The organism is Belnapia arida, assembly GCF_016773205.1.
In the GTDB taxonomy this organism is placed as follows: domain Bacteria; phylum Pseudomonadota; class Alphaproteobacteria; order Acetobacterales; family Acetobacteraceae; genus Belnapia; species Belnapia arida.
In genome coordinates this window covers 926,521-943,272 of sequence record NZ_JAETWB010000001.1, presented here as the reverse complement: position 1 = coordinate 943,272, position 16,752 = coordinate 926,521, and the positions used below count along the sequence as shown (strand labels likewise).

19 protein-coding genes and 1 pseudogene are annotated in these 16,752 nt (G+C 69.3%); 13 read left to right on the top strand and 7 right to left on the bottom strand.

The annotated features are described in order from the left end of the window. Positions 1–9 precede the first annotated feature (9 nt). Both JMJ56_RS04605 and JMJ56_RS04600 read right to left on the bottom strand, forming a co-directional pair. Entirely contained in the window at positions 10–987 is a 978-nt protein-coding gene (locus JMJ56_RS04605; RefSeq protein ID WP_202830402.1) for a 2-dehydropantoate 2-reductase, read from the bottom strand. Continuing rightward, positions 984–2,501, bottom strand: a complete 1,518-nt coding sequence (locus JMJ56_RS04600) for an acyl--CoA ligase (RefSeq protein ID WP_202830401.1) — start codon at positions 2,499–2,501, stop codon at positions 984–986. The genes JMJ56_RS04605 and JMJ56_RS04600 overlap by 4 nt, the downstream gene beginning before the upstream one ends. 173 nt (positions 2,502–2,674) lie before the next feature. Here JMJ56_RS04600 and JMJ56_RS04595 point away from each other — a divergent pair, with 173 nt between their 5' ends. The 3 genes from JMJ56_RS04595 to JMJ56_RS04585 are packed head-to-tail and all read left to right on the top strand — an operon-like array spanning position 2,675 to position 5,691. Beyond that, positions 2,675–3,673: a Bug family tripartite tricarboxylate transporter substrate binding protein gene (locus tag JMJ56_RS04595; protein WP_202830400.1), complete on the top strand. Its 999-nt coding sequence runs from the start codon at positions 2,675–2,677 to the stop codon at positions 3,671–3,673. Then, positions 3,670–4,158 (top strand): tripartite tricarboxylate transporter TctB family protein, encoded by a 489-nt coding sequence (locus JMJ56_RS04590; protein WP_202830399.1) that lies wholly within the window; start codon positions 3,670–3,672, stop codon positions 4,156–4,158. Before JMJ56_RS04595 ends, JMJ56_RS04590 begins: the two co-directional genes overlap by 4 nt. Before the next feature lie 3 nt (positions 4,159–4,161). Then, on the top strand, positions 4,162–5,691 hold the full coding sequence (locus tag JMJ56_RS04585) for a tripartite tricarboxylate transporter permease (protein ID WP_202830398.1): 1,530 nt from the start codon (positions 4,162–4,164) through the stop codon (positions 5,689–5,691). A 10-nt stretch (positions 5,692–5,701) separates the two neighbouring features. On the opposite strand, the gene JMJ56_RS04580 is transcribed toward JMJ56_RS04585, so the two are convergent. The 4 genes from JMJ56_RS04580 to rplM all read right to left on the bottom strand — a co-directional run bounded on the left by JMJ56_RS04580 (position 5,702) and on the right by rplM (position 8,282). Beyond that, positions 5,702–6,223 carry a gamma carbonic anhydrase family protein gene (locus tag JMJ56_RS04580; protein ID WP_202830397.1) on the bottom strand — a complete coding sequence of 174 codons (522 nt, stop codon included), beginning with the start codon at positions 6,221–6,223 and terminating at the stop codon, positions 5,702–5,704. A gap of 11 nt (positions 6,224–6,234) precedes the next feature. Further along, positions 6,235–7,182 carry an N-acetyl-gamma-glutamyl-phosphate reductase gene (gene argC, locus JMJ56_RS04575; RefSeq protein WP_202830396.1) on the bottom strand — a complete coding sequence of 316 codons (948 nt, stop codon included), beginning with the start codon at positions 7,180–7,182 and terminating at the stop codon, positions 6,235–6,237. A 132-nt stretch (positions 7,183–7,314) separates the two neighbouring features. Further along, positions 7,315–7,806, bottom strand: coding sequence for a 30S ribosomal protein S9 (gene rpsI, locus JMJ56_RS04570; protein ID WP_202830395.1), 492 nt, complete (start codon positions 7,804–7,806; stop codon positions 7,315–7,317). Between the two features lie 2 nt (positions 7,807–7,808). After that, entirely contained in the window at positions 7,809–8,282 is a 474-nt protein-coding gene (gene rplM / locus JMJ56_RS04565) for a 50S ribosomal protein L13 (RefSeq protein WP_202830394.1), read from the bottom strand. Positions 8,283–8,457: 175 nt separating this feature from the next. Here rplM and JMJ56_RS04560 point away from each other — a divergent pair, with 175 nt between their 5' ends. The 3 genes from JMJ56_RS04560 to JMJ56_RS04550 all read left to right on the top strand — a co-directional run bounded on the left by JMJ56_RS04560 (position 8,458) and on the right by JMJ56_RS04550 (position 12,421). Beyond that, the gene (locus JMJ56_RS04560; RefSeq protein ID WP_202830393.1) at positions 8,458–9,426 is read left to right on the top strand and encodes a Bug family tripartite tricarboxylate transporter substrate binding protein; all 969 of its coding nucleotides are present in this window, start codon (positions 8,458–8,460) and stop codon (positions 9,424–9,426) included. A gap of 6 nt (positions 9,427–9,432) precedes the next feature. Next, a complete protein-coding gene (locus tag JMJ56_RS04555; RefSeq protein WP_202830392.1) occupies positions 9,433–11,145 on the top strand; it encodes a dihydroxy-acid dehydratase in 1,713 nt (570 codons plus the stop codon). A gap of 100 nt (positions 11,146–11,245) precedes the next feature. Next, positions 11,246–12,421 carry a M20 aminoacylase family protein gene (locus JMJ56_RS04550; RefSeq protein ID WP_202830391.1) on the top strand — a complete coding sequence of 392 codons (1,176 nt, stop codon included), beginning with the start codon at positions 11,246–11,248 and terminating at the stop codon, positions 12,419–12,421. 73 nt (positions 12,422–12,494) lie between these two features. Here the strand turns inward: JMJ56_RS04550 and JMJ56_RS04545 are convergent, their stop codons facing one another. After that, positions 12,495–13,106: a glutathione S-transferase family protein gene (locus JMJ56_RS04545; RefSeq protein ID WP_202830390.1), complete on the bottom strand. Its 612-nt coding sequence runs from the start codon at positions 13,104–13,106 to the stop codon at positions 12,495–12,497. A 172-nt stretch (positions 13,107–13,278) separates the two neighbouring features. On the opposite strand from JMJ56_RS04545, the gene JMJ56_RS04540 reads away from it, so the two are divergent. The 7 genes and pseudogenes from JMJ56_RS04540 (at position 13,279) to speB (ending at position 16,468) form a co-directional block, all read left to right on the top strand. Beyond that, complete coding sequence (locus JMJ56_RS04540; RefSeq protein ID WP_202830389.1) at positions 13,279–13,425, top strand: hypothetical protein; 147 nt, start codon at positions 13,279–13,281, stop codon at positions 13,423–13,425. Between the two features lie 359 nt (positions 13,426–13,784). Continuing rightward, the gene (locus JMJ56_RS04535; RefSeq protein ID WP_202830388.1) at positions 13,785–14,123 is read left to right on the top strand and encodes a diguanylate cyclase domain-containing protein; all 339 of its coding nucleotides are present in this window, start codon (positions 13,785–13,787) and stop codon (positions 14,121–14,123) included. Continuing rightward, a complete protein-coding gene (locus tag JMJ56_RS35455) occupies positions 14,123–14,428 on the top strand; it encodes a diguanylate cyclase domain-containing protein (protein WP_202830387.1) in 306 nt (101 codons plus the stop codon). The genes JMJ56_RS04535 and JMJ56_RS35455 overlap by 1 nt, the downstream gene beginning before the upstream one ends. Further along, positions 14,332–14,601: an EAL domain-containing protein gene (locus JMJ56_RS34775; RefSeq protein WP_268884930.1), complete on the top strand. Its 270-nt coding sequence runs from the start codon at positions 14,332–14,334 to the stop codon at positions 14,599–14,601. The genes JMJ56_RS35455 and JMJ56_RS34775 overlap by 97 nt, the downstream gene beginning before the upstream one ends. A gap of 74 nt (positions 14,602–14,675) precedes the next feature. Then, a pseudogene (locus JMJ56_RS04520) lies at positions 14,676–15,203 on the top strand (EAL domain-containing protein); the annotation flags it as partial. 31 nt (positions 15,204–15,234) lie between these two features. Beyond that, positions 15,235–15,561 carry an NIPSNAP family protein gene (locus JMJ56_RS04515; RefSeq protein WP_043363629.1) on the top strand — a complete coding sequence of 109 codons (327 nt, stop codon included), beginning with the start codon at positions 15,235–15,237 and terminating at the stop codon, positions 15,559–15,561. 1 nt (position 15,562) lies between these two features. Continuing rightward, the gene (gene speB, locus JMJ56_RS04510; protein WP_202830385.1) at positions 15,563–16,468 is read left to right on the top strand and encodes an agmatinase; all 906 of its coding nucleotides are present in this window, start codon (positions 15,563–15,565) and stop codon (positions 16,466–16,468) included. Positions 16,469–16,752: the final 284 nt, after the last annotated feature.

The following is a 16,752-nucleotide window of genomic DNA, read 5'->3' as shown; positions in this document are numbered from 1 at the left end:
AGCTTGCGGTCAGTAGCACCCGGCGAGGCGGGCGCGGGTGCGCAACAGGGCGAGCACGGTGCGGCATGTGGGCGCCGGCTGGTCCACCAGTTCCGACAGCTCGACGATGACGCCGAGCAGCGCGTCGATCTCCATCGGCCGGCCGCGCTCCAGATCCTGCAGCATGGAAGTCTTGTGCGCGCCGACCTCGGCGCCGCCGGCGATGCGCTTGTCGACATCGATGGCGAAGCGGGTGCCGAGCGCCTCGGCGATGGCTTGCGCCTCCAGCATCATGGCGCGGCAGACTGCGCGCAGCTCGCCCTCGCCGGTGATGACGTCGAGCGTCGCGCCGGTCAGCGCGGAGAGCGGGTTGAAGGCGAGGTTGCCCCAGAGCTTCACCCAGATCTCGTCGCGGATCTTGGGCCGCACCGGCGCCTTGAAGCCGGCGGCCACCAGGGCGGCGGACAAGGCCCCTGCCCGCTCCGACCGGCTGCCATCCGGCTCGCCGAGCGAGAAGCGGTCGCCATAGGTGTGGTTGACGACGCCCGGCTCCGGCACGTCGGCGGCCGGGTAGATGATGCAGCCGAGGACGCGCGAGGGGTGCAGCGCCTCCCAAAGCGCGCCGTCCGGATCGACGCTGGCGACGCGGCGGTCCTCGTAGGGGCCGGGGAGCTTGTAGAAATACCACCAGGGGATGCCGTTGACGGCGGAGACGATGGTCGTCTGCGGCCCGAGCAGCGGCTGCATCTGCCGCGCGACGCCGGGCAGCGAATGGGCCTTCAGCGTAATCAGCACATAGTCCTGCGGCCCCGCCTCCTCGGCGGTCGCGACGCAGCGCGGGCGGGTGATGCTCTCCTGGCCATCGCTGATCAGCTTGAGGCCGCTCGCCTGCATGGCCGCAAGATGCGGGCCGCGGGCGATGACCGTCACTTCGGTGTCGCCCTTGGCGGCCAGCTTCGCCGCCATGAGGCCGCCGATGGCGCCGGCGCCGTAGATGCAGATCTTCATGCGGTAATGCCCAGCTTCTCGGCGAGGCCGATGCGCATCAGCTTGCCCGTCGCCCCCTTCGGGATCTCGGGGAGGAAGACGACCTTGCGCGGCACCTTGAAGTCGGCGAGGTGCTTGGCCGCGAAGTCGCGCAGCTCGCGCTCGCTGCATTCCATCCCCTCGCGCAGGACGACGGCAGCGCCGACCTCCTCGCCAAGCATCGGGTGCGGGATGGAGAAGGTGAGCGCCTGGGCGACGGCCGGATGCTCGGAGAGGATGCCATCGACCTCGAGCGGGCTGACCTGCTCGCCGCCGCGCTTGATCAGCTCCTTCAGGCGCCCCGTCAGCATCAGGTAGCCGTCCTCGTCGAGCATGCCCTGGTCGCCGGTGCGGAACCAGCCATTGGTGAAGGCCTTGGCGTTGGCCTCGGGGTTCGCCTCGTAGCCCTTGGTGACGTTGGGGCCGCGGATGACGACCTCGCCGATCTCGCCCTGCGGCAGGATGCTGCCGTCATCGGCCATGATGGCGACCTCCGGGCCCGCCGGCAGGCCGACCAAGCCGGGCTTCTGCGCCCGCGGCGGCAGCGGGTTGCTGCACATCTGGTGGCTGGCCTCAGTCATGCCGTAGGCCTCGATGACCGGGGCGTTGAAGGCGGTGGCGAGGTCGCGCATCGCCTGGGCCGGCAGCGAGGCGGAGGAGGAGCGAAGAAAGCGCAGCGGCGCGCGGGCGATGATCTCCCGGTTGCGCTCGGCACGCTGAAGGATCGCCTGATGCATGGTCGGCACGGCGGTGTACCAGGTCGGGCGCTCGGCATCGAGCCAGCCGAAGAAGCGCAGCGCGTTGAAGCCGGGCGTGCAGATCACCGAGGCGCCGGCGGAGAGCGAGGAGAGCGTCGCCGCGATCAGCCCATGGATGTGGAAGAGCGGCATGACGTTGAGGCAGGCATCCTCCGGCGTCAGCTTCAGCGTCGCCGCGATGCTGCCGGCCGAGGCGGTGACATTGGTGTGCGTCAGCGGCACGATCTTCGGGCGCGCCGTGGTGCCGGAAGTGTGCAGCACGAGGGCGACATCGTCGGCGCCAGCTGGGCCGGGCTGCGCGGCGGCCGCCGGGTTGCCGCCGGCCAGGGTGAACTCGCCTGCGGCCTCGCCGGGGACCAGCTCCAGCACGGGGACGGAGAGACGGGCGGCGACGGCCCGGGCAGGCGTCTCCATCCCCTGCTGCACGACCAGCGCCTTGGCCTTGAGGTCGGTCAGGTAGAACTCGAACTCCTCGTCCTTGTAGGCGGGGTTCAGCGGCGCGGTGGTGGCGGCGCCGGCGATGGCGACGAAGGCGGCGGCCATCTCGGGGCCGTTCGGCAGGACGATCGCCACGCGGTCGCCGCGGCCGATGCCCATGCCGTTGAGGCTGGCGAGCGTCCGCTCCGCGAGCGCACGGAGGCCGGCATAGCTCAGCGGCGGGCGCTCGGGCGCGCGGATGGCGGGCCGGTCGGCGGCCCCGGCCGCGAGGAGTTCGGCGAGGGTGCTGATGGCGGGCATGGGGGTGCTTCCTCCGGCGACTTCGGGCCTTTCTCTGCATCAGCGGCGGGCGGCGGGCAAGTGGGGCCGTGGCGGCGCTTTACACGCTTTTCGTTGATTTACCTCAATTTCCGCCGCAACCCGGGGGTCCTGATGCGGTTCCACGACCGCAACGCATTGCCGGAGAAACGAGAATGCCACCTGCTGGATGCTTCCGCCGTTCGCTGCTGATCGGGGCCGGTGCGGCCGCCCTCGTCTCTCCCGCCATTGCCCAGAAAGGCTGGGAGCCGACGCGGCCGGTGCAGTTCATCGTCCCGGCCGGCACCGGCGGCGGCGCCGACCAGATGGCGCGGGTCATCCAGGGCATCGTCTCCAAGCACAAGCTGATGCGCCAGCCGATGGTCGTGGTGAACAAGGCCGGCGGCGCGGGGGCGGAAGGCTTCCTCGAGGCCAAGGGCGCGCGGGGCAACCCGCACATGATCGTCATCACCCTCTCCAACCTCTTCACCACACCGATGGCGACCGGCGTGCCCTTCAACTGGCAGGACCTGACGCCGGTCGCCATGCTGGCGCTCGACGAATTCGTGCTCTGGGTGAATGCGGAGTCGCCCTGGAAGACGGCGGCCGAGTTCATCGCCGCGGCGAAGCAGGAGCGGCTGAAGCTCGGCGGCACCGGCTCGAAGCAAGAGGACCAGATCATCGCCGTCGCCATCGGCAAGGCGACGGGCGCGCAGCTCACCTACGTGCCCTATCGCGGCGGCGGCGAGGTCGCGGTGCAGCTTGTCGGCAAGCATGTCGACGCCAGCGTTAACAACCCGATCGAGGCGGTGACGCATTGGCGCTCCGGTGCGCTCCGCCCGCTCTGCGTCTTCGACAGCCAGCGCCTCGCCAATACCGAGAAGATGACGGAGACCATGGCCTGGTCCGACATCCCGACCGCGAAGGAGACCGGGCTCGATGTCGAATACCTGATGCTGCGTGGCATCTTCATGCCGGCAGGCGTCCAGCCGGCGCAGGTCGCCTTCTACGAAGGGCTGCTCGAGAAGGTGCGCGAGACGCCGGACTGGCGCGAGCTGATGCAGCAGGGCGCCTTCAACAGCACGAGCATGACGGGCGATGCCTTCCGCGCCTGGCTGACGAAGGAGGAGGCGCGGCACCGCACGCTGATGCAGGAGGCGGGGTTCCTGGCATGAGCGCCGGACGCGGGCTCCGCATGAGCATGGTGGAGGCCGGCACGGCGCTGGCCTTCGCGCTGGCCGGGACGGCGGCGATCGGCGACAGCCTCAGGATCGGCACGGGCTGGGGTGCGGATGGGCCGCAATCCGGCACCTTCCCCTTCTGGATCGGCGTGATCCTCGTCGCGGCGAGCGCGGGGACGCTGCTGCAGGCGGTGCGGGCGCGGGCGGAGAGCGGGCTCTTCGCCAGCTGGGGTCAGCTGCGGCTGGTGGCCTCCGTGCTGGTGCCGACGGCGCTTTACGTGGCGGCGATCCCCTTCACCGGCATCTACCTCGCCTCCGCCGCGCTGGTCGCCTGGTTCATGCACCGGCTGGGCGGCTTCGGCTGGGCGCGGTCGATGGCGGCGGGCCTCGGCGTAGCCGTGACCTGCTTCCTCGTCTTCGAGGTCTGGTTCCTGGTGCAGCTCCCCAAGGGGCCGCTTGAATCCTTGCTAGGGTATTGAGAGATGGAAGAACTCGGCCTGCTGATGCAGGGCTTCGCCGTGGTGATGGAGCCGCAGAACCTGCTGCTGATGCTGGTGGGCATTGCACTCGGCGTGCTGATCGGGGTGCTGCCAGGGCTCGGCGGCGCGAATGGCATCGCCATCCTGCTGCCGCTGACCTTCGCCATGCCGCCGGTCTCGGCGATCATCATGCTCTCCTGCATCTATTGGGGCGCGCTCTTCGGCGGGGCCATCACCTCGATCCTGTTCAACATCCCGGGCGAGCCGTGGAGTGTCGCCACGACCTTCGACGGCTATCCGATGGCGCAGCAGGGCAAGGCCGCCGAGGCGCTGACGGCCGCCTTCACCAGCAGCTTCGTCGGCGCCTTCATCGCCATTGTCATGATCACCTTCATCGCGCCGGTGATCGCGGGCTTCGCGCTGCGCTTCGGGCCGCCCGAATTTTTCGCCGTGATGTTCCTCTCCTTCGCCAGCTTCATCGGCATGAGCAAGGGACCGGCGTTGAAGACACTCTCCGCCATGATGCTCGGCTTCCTGCTGGCGGCCGTGGGAATGGACACCGTCACCGGCCAGCTGCGCATGACATTCGGCAGCACGGAGATGATCCGCGGCTTTGACTTCCTCGTCGCCGTCATCGGCCTCTTCGGCATCAGCGAGATCCTCTGCTCGATCGAGGACGGGCTGCGCTTCAAGGGTGAGCGGGCGAAGATCGACGCGAGGGTCGTGCTGAAGGTCTGGGCTAGCCTGCCGAAGCATTGGTGGCTGGCGCTGCGCTCCTCGCTGATCGGCTGCTGGATGGGCATCACGCCGGCCGGCGCCACGCCGGCCAGCTTCATGTCCTATGGCGTGGCGCGGCGGATGTCGAAGCACGGCGCGAGCTTCGGCAAGGGGCGGATCGAGGGCGTGATCGCGCCGGAGACGGCGGCGCATGCGGCCGGCACCTCGGCGCTGCTGCCGATGCTGACGCTCGGCGTTCCGGGCTCGCCGACGGCCGCCGTCCTGCTCGGCGGGCTCATCATGTGGGGGCTGCAGCCGGGTCCGATGCTCTTCGTCGAGCAGAAGGACTTCGTCTGGGGGCTGATCGCCTCGATGTATCTCGGCAACGTCGTCGGGCTGATCGTGGTGCTGGTCGCGGTGCCGTGGTTCGCGGCGATCCTCCGCGTGCCTTTCTCGATCATCGCGGCGATCATCCTCGTCGTCTGCGCGATCGGGGCCTTCACCGTCAGCAATGCGGAGTTCGACATCACGCTGATGCTGATCTTCGGCGTCGTCGGCTACGTGCTGAAGAAGCTCGACTACCCGCTGGCGCCGCTGGTCCTCGCCCTGGTGCTGGGCGACCGAACCGAGGAGGCCTTCCGCCAGTCGCTGCTGATCAGCCAGGGGAGCCTCCGCGTGTTCTTCTCCAACTGGTTGGTCAGCAGCATCATGGCGATGGGCTTCGCGTTGCTGCTCTGGCCGGTGGTAAGCTGGGTCGTCGAGCGCATCAACGCGCACCGGTCGGGGACCGGTGCGGTGGTGCCGAGGGAAGCGTGAGCTCCGTCAGCTACTTCAGCGAGGCGCGGTGCCGCCCCGACAGCTCGACATAGTGCGACGCCGTTTTGTCGAAGCCGGCGCGCTGCTCGAGGGTGAGCAGCCGCACCGGCTTCGCCGGGTTGCCCATCCAGAGCTCGAGCGAGGCGATGCGCTTGCCGGGCGGCAGGACGGAGCCGGCGGCGAGCACGCCGCCCTCCTCGATCACCGCATCGTCCAGCACGGTGGCACCCATGCCGACGAAGGCGCGGTTCATCAGTGTGCAGGCATGGATGATGGCGGCATGGCCGACCGTCACTTCATCGCCGATATTGGTCGCCTGCTTCCCCGCATTGACGTGGATGATGGTGCCGTCTTGGATGTTGGAGCCGGCACCGATGCGGATGAAGTTGGTGTCGCCGCGCAGGACGCAGTGGTACCAGATGTTCGAGCGCGGCCCGATGGTGACGTCGCCGATGACGGCAGCGGTGGGCGCGACCCAGGCTTCCGGGTTCACTTGCGGCAGCTTGCCCTCGAAGGGGTAGAGCGGTCCCATTCCTGTCCTCCCTATTCGGCCGCCGCCGGCAGGCGCGTCTCGACCGCGATGCCGAGCATCAGGCCGATATTCTGCACCGCCGCGCCGGATGCGCCCTTGCCGAGATTGTCGAAGCGCGCGGTCAGCACGGCCTGGCCCAGGGCCTCGTTGCCGTGCACGCGCAGCTCCAGCAGGTTGGTGTTGTTGAGCGCCTGCGGCTCCAGCTTCGGCGTCGCCGGCACGACGCGGACATACTCGCTGCCGGCATAGCGCGCGGCGAGCAGCGCCTCGATATCGGCGGGCTTCGGTCGGCCCGGCAGGGTGTCGAGATGGAGCGGGATGCTGTCGATCATCCCCTGGCGGTAGTCTCCGACCGAGGGGATGAAGATGGGCCGCCGGGTGAGGCCGCTGTAGTGCTGCAGCTCGGCGACGTGCTTGTGGGTGAGGCCGAGGCCGTAGATCTCGAAATCGGGCGCTCGCCGTCCCTCGTATTCGGCAATCATGGCGTTGCCGCCGCCGGAATAGCCGGAGATGGCGTTGACGCAGACCGGGTAGTCGGCCGGCATCAGCCCGGCCTCGACCAGCGGGCGGAGCAGCAGGATGGCGCCCGTCGGGTAGCAGCCGGGGTTGGAGACGCGCGGGGCGGCGGCGATCAGCGCGGGCTGCTCGGCGGTCAGCTCCGGCAGGCCATAAGCCCAGTCGGGGTTGACCCGGTGTGCGGTGCTGGCGTCGAGCAGCCGCGGGGCGGCGTCGCCGAGCGAAGCGGCCAGCGCGGCGCTCTCCTTCGCCGCCTCGTCGGGGAGGCAAAGGACGACGAGGTCCACTTCTGCCATCAGGGCGCGGCGGGCCTCGGGGTCCTTTCGGCGGGCGGGGTCGATGGAGCGGACGGCGATTCCGGGCAGGATCGCCAGCCGCTCGCGGATCTGCAGGCCGGTGGTGCCGGCCTCGCCATCGATGAACACCGTCGGGGTCTTCGCCATCGTCCTGGCTCCCTCAGCCTCGGGGACAGTGCCGCCCAATGCGGCCCAAAAAGCAAGAGGGGCGAGCCCTTGCGGACCCGCCCCCCTTCGTATGACAGCCATGTGGCCGGCGCGAGCCGGCGTCCGCCCCGGCTAGCGCTTGCTGAACTGGAACGAACGTCGTGCCTTCGCCTTGCCGTACTTCTTCCGCTCGACGACGCGCGGATCGCGGGTCAGGAAGCCGGCCTTCTTCAGGATCGGCCGCAGCTCCGGCTCGAAATTCGTGAGAGCGCGGCTGATGCCGTGGCGCACCGCGCCGGCCTGGCCGGAGAGGCCGCCCCCGACAACGGTCGCGATCACGTCGAACTGCTGGTAGCGGTCGGCGACCAGGAAGGGCTGCGAGAGCAGCATCCGCAGCACCGGCCGGGCGAAATAGGTCAATACGGGCTTGCCGTTGACGGTCATCTCGCCCTTGCCGGGCTTCACCCAGACGCGGGCCACGGCATTCTTGCGGCGGCCGGTGGCGTAGGCGCGGCCGAAGGCGTCACGCTTCGGCTCGCGGGGGGCCGGGGCCTCGCCGGTGATGGCACCGGACTGCACCAGGCTCTTCAGATCGGCGAGCGTGCCGGTCGTCTGCTCGCTCATGCTCAGAGGACCTTATTCTTGCGGTTCATGGCGCCGATGTCGAGCGCAACCGGCTGCTGGCCGGCATGCGGATGCTCCGGGCCGGCATAGACGTGGAGGTTTTCCATCTGGCGGCGGCCGAGCGGCCCGCGGGTGATCATCCTCTCCACGGCCTTCTCGATCACGCGCTCGGGGTACTTGCCCTCGAGGCGCTCGCGCACGGTGCGCTCCTTGATGCCGCCCGGGAAGCCGGTGTGCCAGTAGAAGATCTTCTGCTCGGCCTTCTGGCCGGTGACGCGCACCTTCTCCGCGTTGACGACGACGACATGGTCGCCGCAATCGACATGCGGGGTGAATTGCGGCTTGTGCTTACCGCGGAGGCGGTTGGCGACGATGGTGGCGAGGCGGCCGAGGACGAGGTCCTGCGCATCGACCACCACCCAGGCCTTCTTGACCTCGGCCGGCTTCAGCGAGCGCGTCTGGGTCTGGAGTTGCATGGGAATGGGCTTTGTCCGGTCTGAAAGAGGCACGGGTTATGGCGTCCGACCGGCGGGAGGTCAAGGGGAAAGCTCGGGTTTTCGCGCGCGGTAACGGAATACCGCATCATTCGGGCGGGTTGCCAGAGGCCTGTGCGGCGGGCAGGCTCGGCGCAACGATACGGGAGCGGCGGCCATGGCGGGGATCGGGCGGCGGGGTTTGATCGCGGCAAGCGGGGCATTGGCGGCGCCGGCCCTGGCCCAGGCGCCATGGCCGGCGGGGCAGACCGTCGCGGTCGTCATCCCCTATGCGCCGGGCGGCGCCTCGGACGTGATCGGGCGGATCGTGACGCAGACCCTGTCGGAGCGGCTGGGCGGCACCTTCGTCATGGACCACAAGCCCGGCGCCTCCACCAGCCTCGCCGCCCGGCTCGTGGCGCGGGCGAAGCCGGACGGGCTGACCCTGCTGCTCGGCACCATCGCCACCTTCACCCTCACGCCGCTCGCGCTGCGCAACCCGGGCTACGACCCGCTGGCCGACTTCGTCCATGTCACCCATGTCTGCGAGACACTCTCCGTTCTCGTCGCCCATCCGCGCTGGGCGAGCTTCGAGGCGCTGATCGCGGCCGCCAAGGCGAAGCCCGACGCCCTCTCCTACGCCACCTGGGGCGTGGGGACGACAGCGCACCTGCCGATGCTCGACCTGCTTAGCCGGGTCGGGGCGGAGATGCTGCACGTCCCCTATAACGGCGCGCCGCCGGCGCTGACGGACACCATCGCCGGACGAACGGATTGCATGTTCGCCCTCTACGCCGCCTGCAAGGGTCATCTGGAGGAAGGCCGGCTGAAGGGCCTCGCCCAGCCCGTCGCCACCCGGCCGGCGGCGATCCCGAATGTGCCGACCTTCGCCGAACTGGGCATCCCTGACTTCGTCTACACCGGCTGGTATGGCGTGCAGGCGCCGGCGGGCACGCCGCGCGCCATCACCGACAGGATCGAGCGGGCGCTGACCGAGGGCCTGGCGGAGCCCCGCATCCAGGCCTTCATGGCGACGCAGGGGATCGGGCCCTCCGCCATGGGCGGGGCCGCGGCCGTTGCGCGGATCGAGCGCGAATTGCCACAGAACCGCACACTGATGCAGCGTGCGGGCCTCAGCCCGGAGTAGCCCCCAGTGACAGACCCCTCGCCCAAGGCGCCCCATGGCCTCTCCCGCAACGCCGCCAATTACGGCGACCGGGAATTCGCCTTCTACCTGCGCCGCAGCTTCGCCGCCTCCATGGGCTATTCCCGCGCCATGCTGGAGAAGCCGGTGGTCGGCATCGCCGACACCGCTTCCGACTACAACAACTGCCACCGCAACGTCCCCGAGATGATCGAGGCGGTGAAGCGCGGCGTCCTCGCCGCCGGCTCCCTCCCCCTCGCCTTCCCGACCGTCAGCCTCTGCGAGCCCTCGCTGACGCCGACCTCCATGCACTACCGCAACCTGATGGCGCTCGACACGGAGGCGATGCTCTCCGCCCAGCCGATGGATGCGGCCGTGCTGATCGGCGGCTGCGACAAGACCGTCCCCGCCCAGCTCATGGCCGCGGCCAGCGCCGACATCCCCTGCATGATGCTCGTCACCGGGCCGATGCTGGCGCAGCGCTTCGAGGGCGAGCGGCTGGCGGCCTGCACCGACTGCCGCCGCTACTGGGCGCGCTACCGGGCGGGCGACGTCTCCGCCGAGCGCATCGGCGAGATCGAGGGCAAGCTGGCGACGAGCGCCGGCACCTGCGGCGTGATGGGCACCGCCTCCACCATGGCCTGCATCGCGGCCGCGCTCGGCTTCATGCCGCTGATGGCGGCCAGCGCGCCCGCCGTCCATGCCGACCGGCTGCGCTTCGCCGAGGAGGCGGGGGAGCTCGCCGTCCGCCTCATCACCCATCCGGTGAAGCCCTCGCAGCTCATCACCGAAAAGAGTGTCGAGAACGCGCTCCGAGTCCTGCTCGCCCTCGGCGGCTCGACCAATGCGCTGATCCACCTGACGGCCATCGCCGGGCGGGCCGGGGTGAAGATCGACCTCAAGCGGCTCGACGCGCTCTCCGAGGAGACGCCGGTGCTGGTCGACCTGAAGCCGACCGGCGAGGGCTATATGGAGGACTTCCACGCCGCCGGCGGCATGGTCGCCCTGCTGCGCGAACTCAAGGACCTGCTGCATCTCGACTGCATCGACATCACCGGGGCGACGCTCGGCGAGCAGATCGATGCCGGCACGTCCTTCGTCGACCGCACCTATATCCGCGCCCGCGCCGAGCCGGTGAGCCCGGTCGGCGGCCTCGTCTCGCTCTTCGGCAGCTTGGCGCCGGAAGGGGCAATCCTCAAGCGGAGCGCCGCCACCCCTGCCCTCTTCGAGACCGAGGCGCGCTGCATCGTCTTCGACGGCCTCGCCGACCTCGCTGCGCGGATCGACGACGACACGCTCGACGTGACGCCAGAGGACATCCTTATCCTGAAGAATGCCGGGCCGCTGACCCCGGCCGGGATGCCGGAGGCCGGCTACCTGCCGATCCCGAAAAAGCTGGCTCGCGCCGGCGTCAAGGACATGGTGCGGATGAGCGACTGCCGCATGTCGGGGACGGCCTTCGGCACCATCGTCCTGCACATCACGCCCGAGGCGGCCGCTGGTGGGCCGCTGGCGCTGGTCGAGACGGGGGACCGGGTGCGGCTCTCGGTCAGCGAGCGGCGGCTCGATTTGCTGGTCGAGGAAAGCGAGCTGGCGCAGCGCCGCGCGAAGTGGGCGCCACCAGCGGCGCCGAAGCGGGGCTGGGACAAGCTCGTGCATGAGCAGGTCTTGCAAGCAACGGAGGGGGTGGACCTGGCTTTCCTCAGGCCGGAGGGAGTGTAGTCGGGGGTGCCGCCCCCGAACCCCCGCCGGGGGGAAAGCTTCCCCCCGGGCCCCGCCGTAAGTATAGCTGCCGGATAATAATCGACCGGGGCGCAAAGCAATGCCGATCCTGAACCGCATCGCTGATTTTCATGCCGAGATGACGGCGTGGCGGCGGGACTTCCATGCCCATCCCGAAATTGCCTTCGAGGAGGTGCGCACCAGCGGCATCGTTGCCGACAAGCTCCGCGAATTCGGCTGCGACGACGTCGTTACCGGGATTGCGAAGACCGGTGTGGTGGGCGTGATCCATGGCCAGGATGGGCCAGGGCGGGCCATCGGGCTGCGCGCCGACATGGATGCGCTGCCGATCCAGGAGCAGACCGGCCTGCCGCATGCCTCCGCCACGCCCGGCAAGATGCATGCCTGCGGGCATGACGGCCACACCACCATGCTGCTCGGCGCCGCCAAGTATCTTGCCGAGACGCGCAACTTCGCCGGCACCGTCTACCTGATCTTCCAGCCGGCCGAGGAGGCCGGCGGCGGCGGCAATGTCATGGTGAAGGAAGGGCTGTTCGAGCGCTTCCCGATGGAGCGCGTCTTCGGCATGCACAACTGGCCGGGCGCGCCGGAGGGCAGCTTCTGGTGGCGCGAGGGGCCGATCATGGCGGCGACGGCGCAGATCGAGATCGAGATCACCGGCAAGGGCGCCCATGGTGCAATGCCGCACCAGGGCAACGACCCGATCGTGGTCGCGGCGCAGATCGTCACTGCGCTGCAATCCATCGTCGCGCGCAATGTCGAGCCGGCGGAATCGGGCGTCATCACCATCGGCCGCATCCAGGGCGGCGACACCTGGAACGTCATCCCCGAGCAGGTGACGCTCTGCGGCACCGCCCGCTGGTTCAAGCCGGAGGTGGGTGACCTGCTCGAGCGGCGTTTCCTCGACATCTCGACCGGCATCGCCGCCGCCTTCGGGGCGACGGCGAAGGCGGTGTTCGACCGCGGCTACCCGGCAACCGTCAATGAGCCCGTGAGCACGGCGCTGACGGTCGAGGCGGCGCGTGCCATCGCCGGCGAGACCAAGGTGCAGGAGATGCCGAAGCCGACCATGGGCGGCGAGGACTTCTCCTTCATGCTGAACGCCAAGGACGGCAGCTACATCATGCTCGGCGCCGGGCGGGGGCCTGCCGACCCGCAGGTCCACCACCCGCGCTACGACTTCAACGATGCCGTGCTGCCGATCGGCGCCAGCTACTGGGCGCGGCTCGCGGAGGGGGTGCTGGCCAAGGGCTGACCTGCCGTTCCGCCATGGCCGGGCTGAGCCCGGCCATGGCGGTCAAGGAGCGATGAGCGCTTCCCGCAGCCCGTCAGGCCTTCGCCGAGGGCCGAGCCGCCATCATCGCGTGATGCGCGGTGATGGCCCGGAGCGCCGGGTTGATCGGCTGGCCGGCCTGGGCTCCGAAATCGAGGAAGGCGAAGAGCGTGATGTCGGCGAGGCTCAGCCGCTTGCCGCAGACATAGGTCCGGCCGGCGATCAGCCCGTCGAGCCAGGCGAGCCGCTCCTGCGCCGTCGCCTTCAGGTCGTCGGCCGCTTGCGGGATGCAGCGGATACGGTTCTCGAAGAGCTTGAGACCCTCGGCGAAGCGGAAGCCGTTGAGCATCGGCTCGGCGATGTTGAAGTCGATGCGGCGGGTCCACATGCGGGTCTCGGCGCGCTCCAGCGGCGTAATGCCGATGAGCGAGGCGCCGGGGGTGATCTCGTCGAGATATTCGCAGATCGCGGTGATCTCGGCAATTACGCTGCCGTCGTCGAGTTCGAGGCACGGGAGTTGGCCAGCGGGGTTCTTCGCCATGTAGGACGGCTGGCGGTTTTCGCCGCCGCGGAGATCCACGGTAGTCTTCGGGATATCGACGCCACGCTCGGCCATGAACATACGGACGACTCGTGGATTGGGCCCGATCGAATCATAGAGATGCATGGGCTTCTCCTCCCCGGCGACATGTCCCGCGCATCCGGGTGATTGGTTGGCGCTTATATTTCGTTCACGCTGCCGCCCTATGTCGAACGGCACCATGACCATGAAAGCCGGTGATGCGTTCCCAGCTGTCGCAATGATAGCCCCGCCATGAACCGAAGAGGAATGTGCCCGGATGGGCGCACTAGATCGGTCCTGGCAGCAGGACGACGCAGCCACCCTGGTCGCACCGCTCTTCGACCGTCTAGCCTCGCTCTGCGTCGGGCATCTCGCGCCGCTCTCGCTCTGCCTTTTTGTCGCAATGCGGACCGAGAGCGCCTGACCGGTCGCCTTCCTGCTGATCGACCTGACGCTGCTCCTGATGCGCGTCGCCGTGGTGGCGGGCCATCGCCGGCTGCCGGAGCCGTGCCCGGCCGATACGCCGCGCGGCGCGGCGCTACTTCGCCGTGGGCATCGCCTGGGCAATCGCCACCAGAACCTTCTGCGCCCTCGCCTACCTGCTCGTCGCCAATGGCGCGACGCAGGTCCTCTCGGCCACCCTCTCGATGGGCACGGTCGGCGGCATCGCCTCGCGTAATGCGGCGACGCCGTGCTTCGCCATGGCCCAGATCAACCTCAGCATGGTGCCGCAGGTCGCGGTCGGACATCTCGACCGGCGACTGGCACTGGACCAAGGTGACGATGGAAGTGATCTGCTTCATTGCCCTCTGTGCCATCGTCCGCCGGCACCATGCGGATATCCGCCGAACCTTGCAGGCGCAGCGCGAGCGGGCGGACATGGTCCGGCGCAACGAGCATGTCGCCCTGCATGATGCGCTGACCGGCCTGCCCAGCCGGATCATGTTCCAGAACGCTATGGCGCAGGCGGTGGCCGGGCTGCCCGAAGGCGGCTTCACGGTCTTCTACCTAGACCTCGACCGCTTCAGAGGGGTGAACAACAGCCTCGGCCATGGGGTGGGCGACCGGCTGCTGCGTGACGTCGGAGTCGCATCGGTGGCTGCCTGCGCCAGGGCGACCTGATGGCGCGGCTGGGCGGCGACGAGTTCGCGGCCATCCTGCCGGGCCGCTCGACGGCGGAAACGATCGCGCCGCTCGCCGAACGGCTGATGCGGGTGGTCGGGCATGGCTATGCCCTCGACGACACCCGCCTCGACATCGGGGTCAGCCTCGGCATCGCCCTCGCGCCGGAGGATGGGCCGATGCCGATCGGCTGCTGCGCCATGCCGACATGGCACTCTACGAGGCGAAGGAGGCCAGGCGAGGCGCCTTCCGCTTCTTCGACCCGGCGATGGCGGAGTGGTTGCAGGTGCGGCGCAGCCTCATGACCGACCTGCGCCTGGCGCTGAAGCGCAAAGGGGAGCTGGTGCTTCACTTCCAGCCGATGATGCGCATCGATGGCGGGCTGCTCGGCTTCGAGGCGCTGCTGCGCTGGCGGCATCCGCGGCGCGGCCTGGTGCCGCCAGGGGAGCTATCCCGCTGGCGGAAGAGTCAGGGCTGATCGCCGAGATCGACGCCTGGGTGTTGCAGCGGGCCTGTGTCGAGGCGGCGCGCTGACCGGGGCCCTATCATGTAGCGGTCAATCTCTCGCCGTCGCGGCTCGAAGGGCGGTGCCTGATCGGTGCCGTCGCTGCGACATTGGCCGAGACAGGGCTGCCGGCGACGCGGCTGGAGCTCGAAATCACCGAGGCGGTGGTGCTGCGCGACAGCCAGCGCACGCTCGACCTCCTGCACCGCCTGCGGGAGATAGGCGTGCGGGTGGCGCTCGATGATTCCGGCACGGGCTATTCCTCGCTCGGCTACCTGCGCAGCTTCCCGCTCGACAAGCTGAAGATCGACCGCAGCTTCTTCCGTGACCTCGGCGAGTCGGGGACGGCGGCGCCGATCCTCCGCGCCATCGCCAGCATGGCCGAGGCGCTGGAGCTGGTGACCATTGCCGAGGGGGTGGAAACCGATGCGCACCTCGAACTGCTGCGGCAGCTCGGGGTGGCGCAGGTGCAGGGCTACCTTTTCAGCCGGCCCTGTCCCGCCGAGGCGGTATCGGCGCTGATCGCCAGGCTGACCCGGCCGGTGCCGCTTCGCGCCCTGCCGGAGGCGGGCTAGTCTGACCTTCCCCAAAGGGAGGGCCAAGACCATGATCCATGAACTCCGCATCTATCATTGCGTGCCGGGCCGCCTGCCGGCGCTGCTGAAACGGTTCGAGACGATCACGCTGAAGCTCTGGGAGAAGCACGGCATCAGGCAGGCCGGCTTCTGGACGGTGCTGGTCGGCTCCTCCAACCAGGACCTCTACTACCTGCTGGAATGGGAGAGCCTGGCCGAGCGGGAGCAGAAGTGGAACACCTTCGCCACCGATCCGGAATGGCTAACGGCGCGGGCGAAGACGGAGGAGGATGGCCAGATCGTCGCCTCGGTGGAGAACCTGCTGCTGGCACCGACCGCCTTCTCGGCGGTGAAGTAGCATGGCGGGCCCGCCGACCTTCGCCACGCCACCGGGCTTCCTCGGCATCGAGCGGCGGGAGGCGGGCGCCGCCTATGTGGTCGCGGGGGTGCCGATGGATATCGGCACCACCAACCGCGCCGGCACGCGGGACGGGCCGGCGGCGATCCGGCGGGCGAGCCGCATGCTGGTCGATGGGGTGCATCCGACGCATTGGACCGATCCGCGCGCACTCGACATCACAGATATCGGCGAGTTCGCCATCGCCCTCGGCGACATCCCCGGCAGCCTGGCGCTGATCGAGCGGCAGGCGGCGGCGTGTCGGCACCTTGTCGTGCTCGGCGGCGAGCATGGCATCACCCTGCCCCTGCTGCGGGCCTTGTCGAAGCGCATTGGCGGGCCGGTCGGGCTGCTGCATTGCGATGCGCATGTCGATACCTGGGCGGATAATTTCGGCCAGGCCTATGCCCATGGCTCGCCCTTCTACCATGCGATCCGGGAGGGGCTGGTCGATCCGCGTCGGATGATCCAGGTCGGCATCCGCTCGCCGGTCGACCGCGCGACCTGGGATTGGACCATCGGCCAGGGCGTCACCATCGTCACCGGGCACGAGGCGCAGGAGCTGGGGCCGGCGGCGCTGGCCGAGCGGGTGCGCGCGGTGCTCGGCACCGGCCCGGCCTATCTCTCCTTCGATATCGACTGCCTCGACCCGGCCTTCGCGCCGGGCACAGGCACGCCCGAGATCGGCGGCCTAGCCTCCTGGCAGGCGCAGGGGCTGATCAGGCGGCTGCGCGGGGTCGATTTCCGCGGAATGGATGTGGTGGAGGTCTCGCCCGCCTACGACCACGGGGAGATCACGGCGCTGGCGGCGGCGACGCTGGCCTGGGAATATCTCGCCCTGAGGGCTCTCAACCGGCAAGATTCCTGAAAGCTTTCGCCCCTTCGCGTGGCCATGCCGGTGGAACGGGCGAGCCCCTGAAAAAAGGCATAGCAATTCCGGCGCGGAGCCACTATTTCTCCGGTCGCGGTCGCTGCAGAGCGGCCGCTGGCGCTATCGCACGTGCCGCGAGCCCCATCCGCCTGATGGCCGGGGCACAGCAACGACGGGACGCGTCCTTTTCGTCCATGCCAGTCCCGTAAGGGGCTGGGGCCGTGAGGGATCTGCCTATGTTGCTCGAACGAGTCGCTGCGATGCGAAGTCCGCTGCGCATC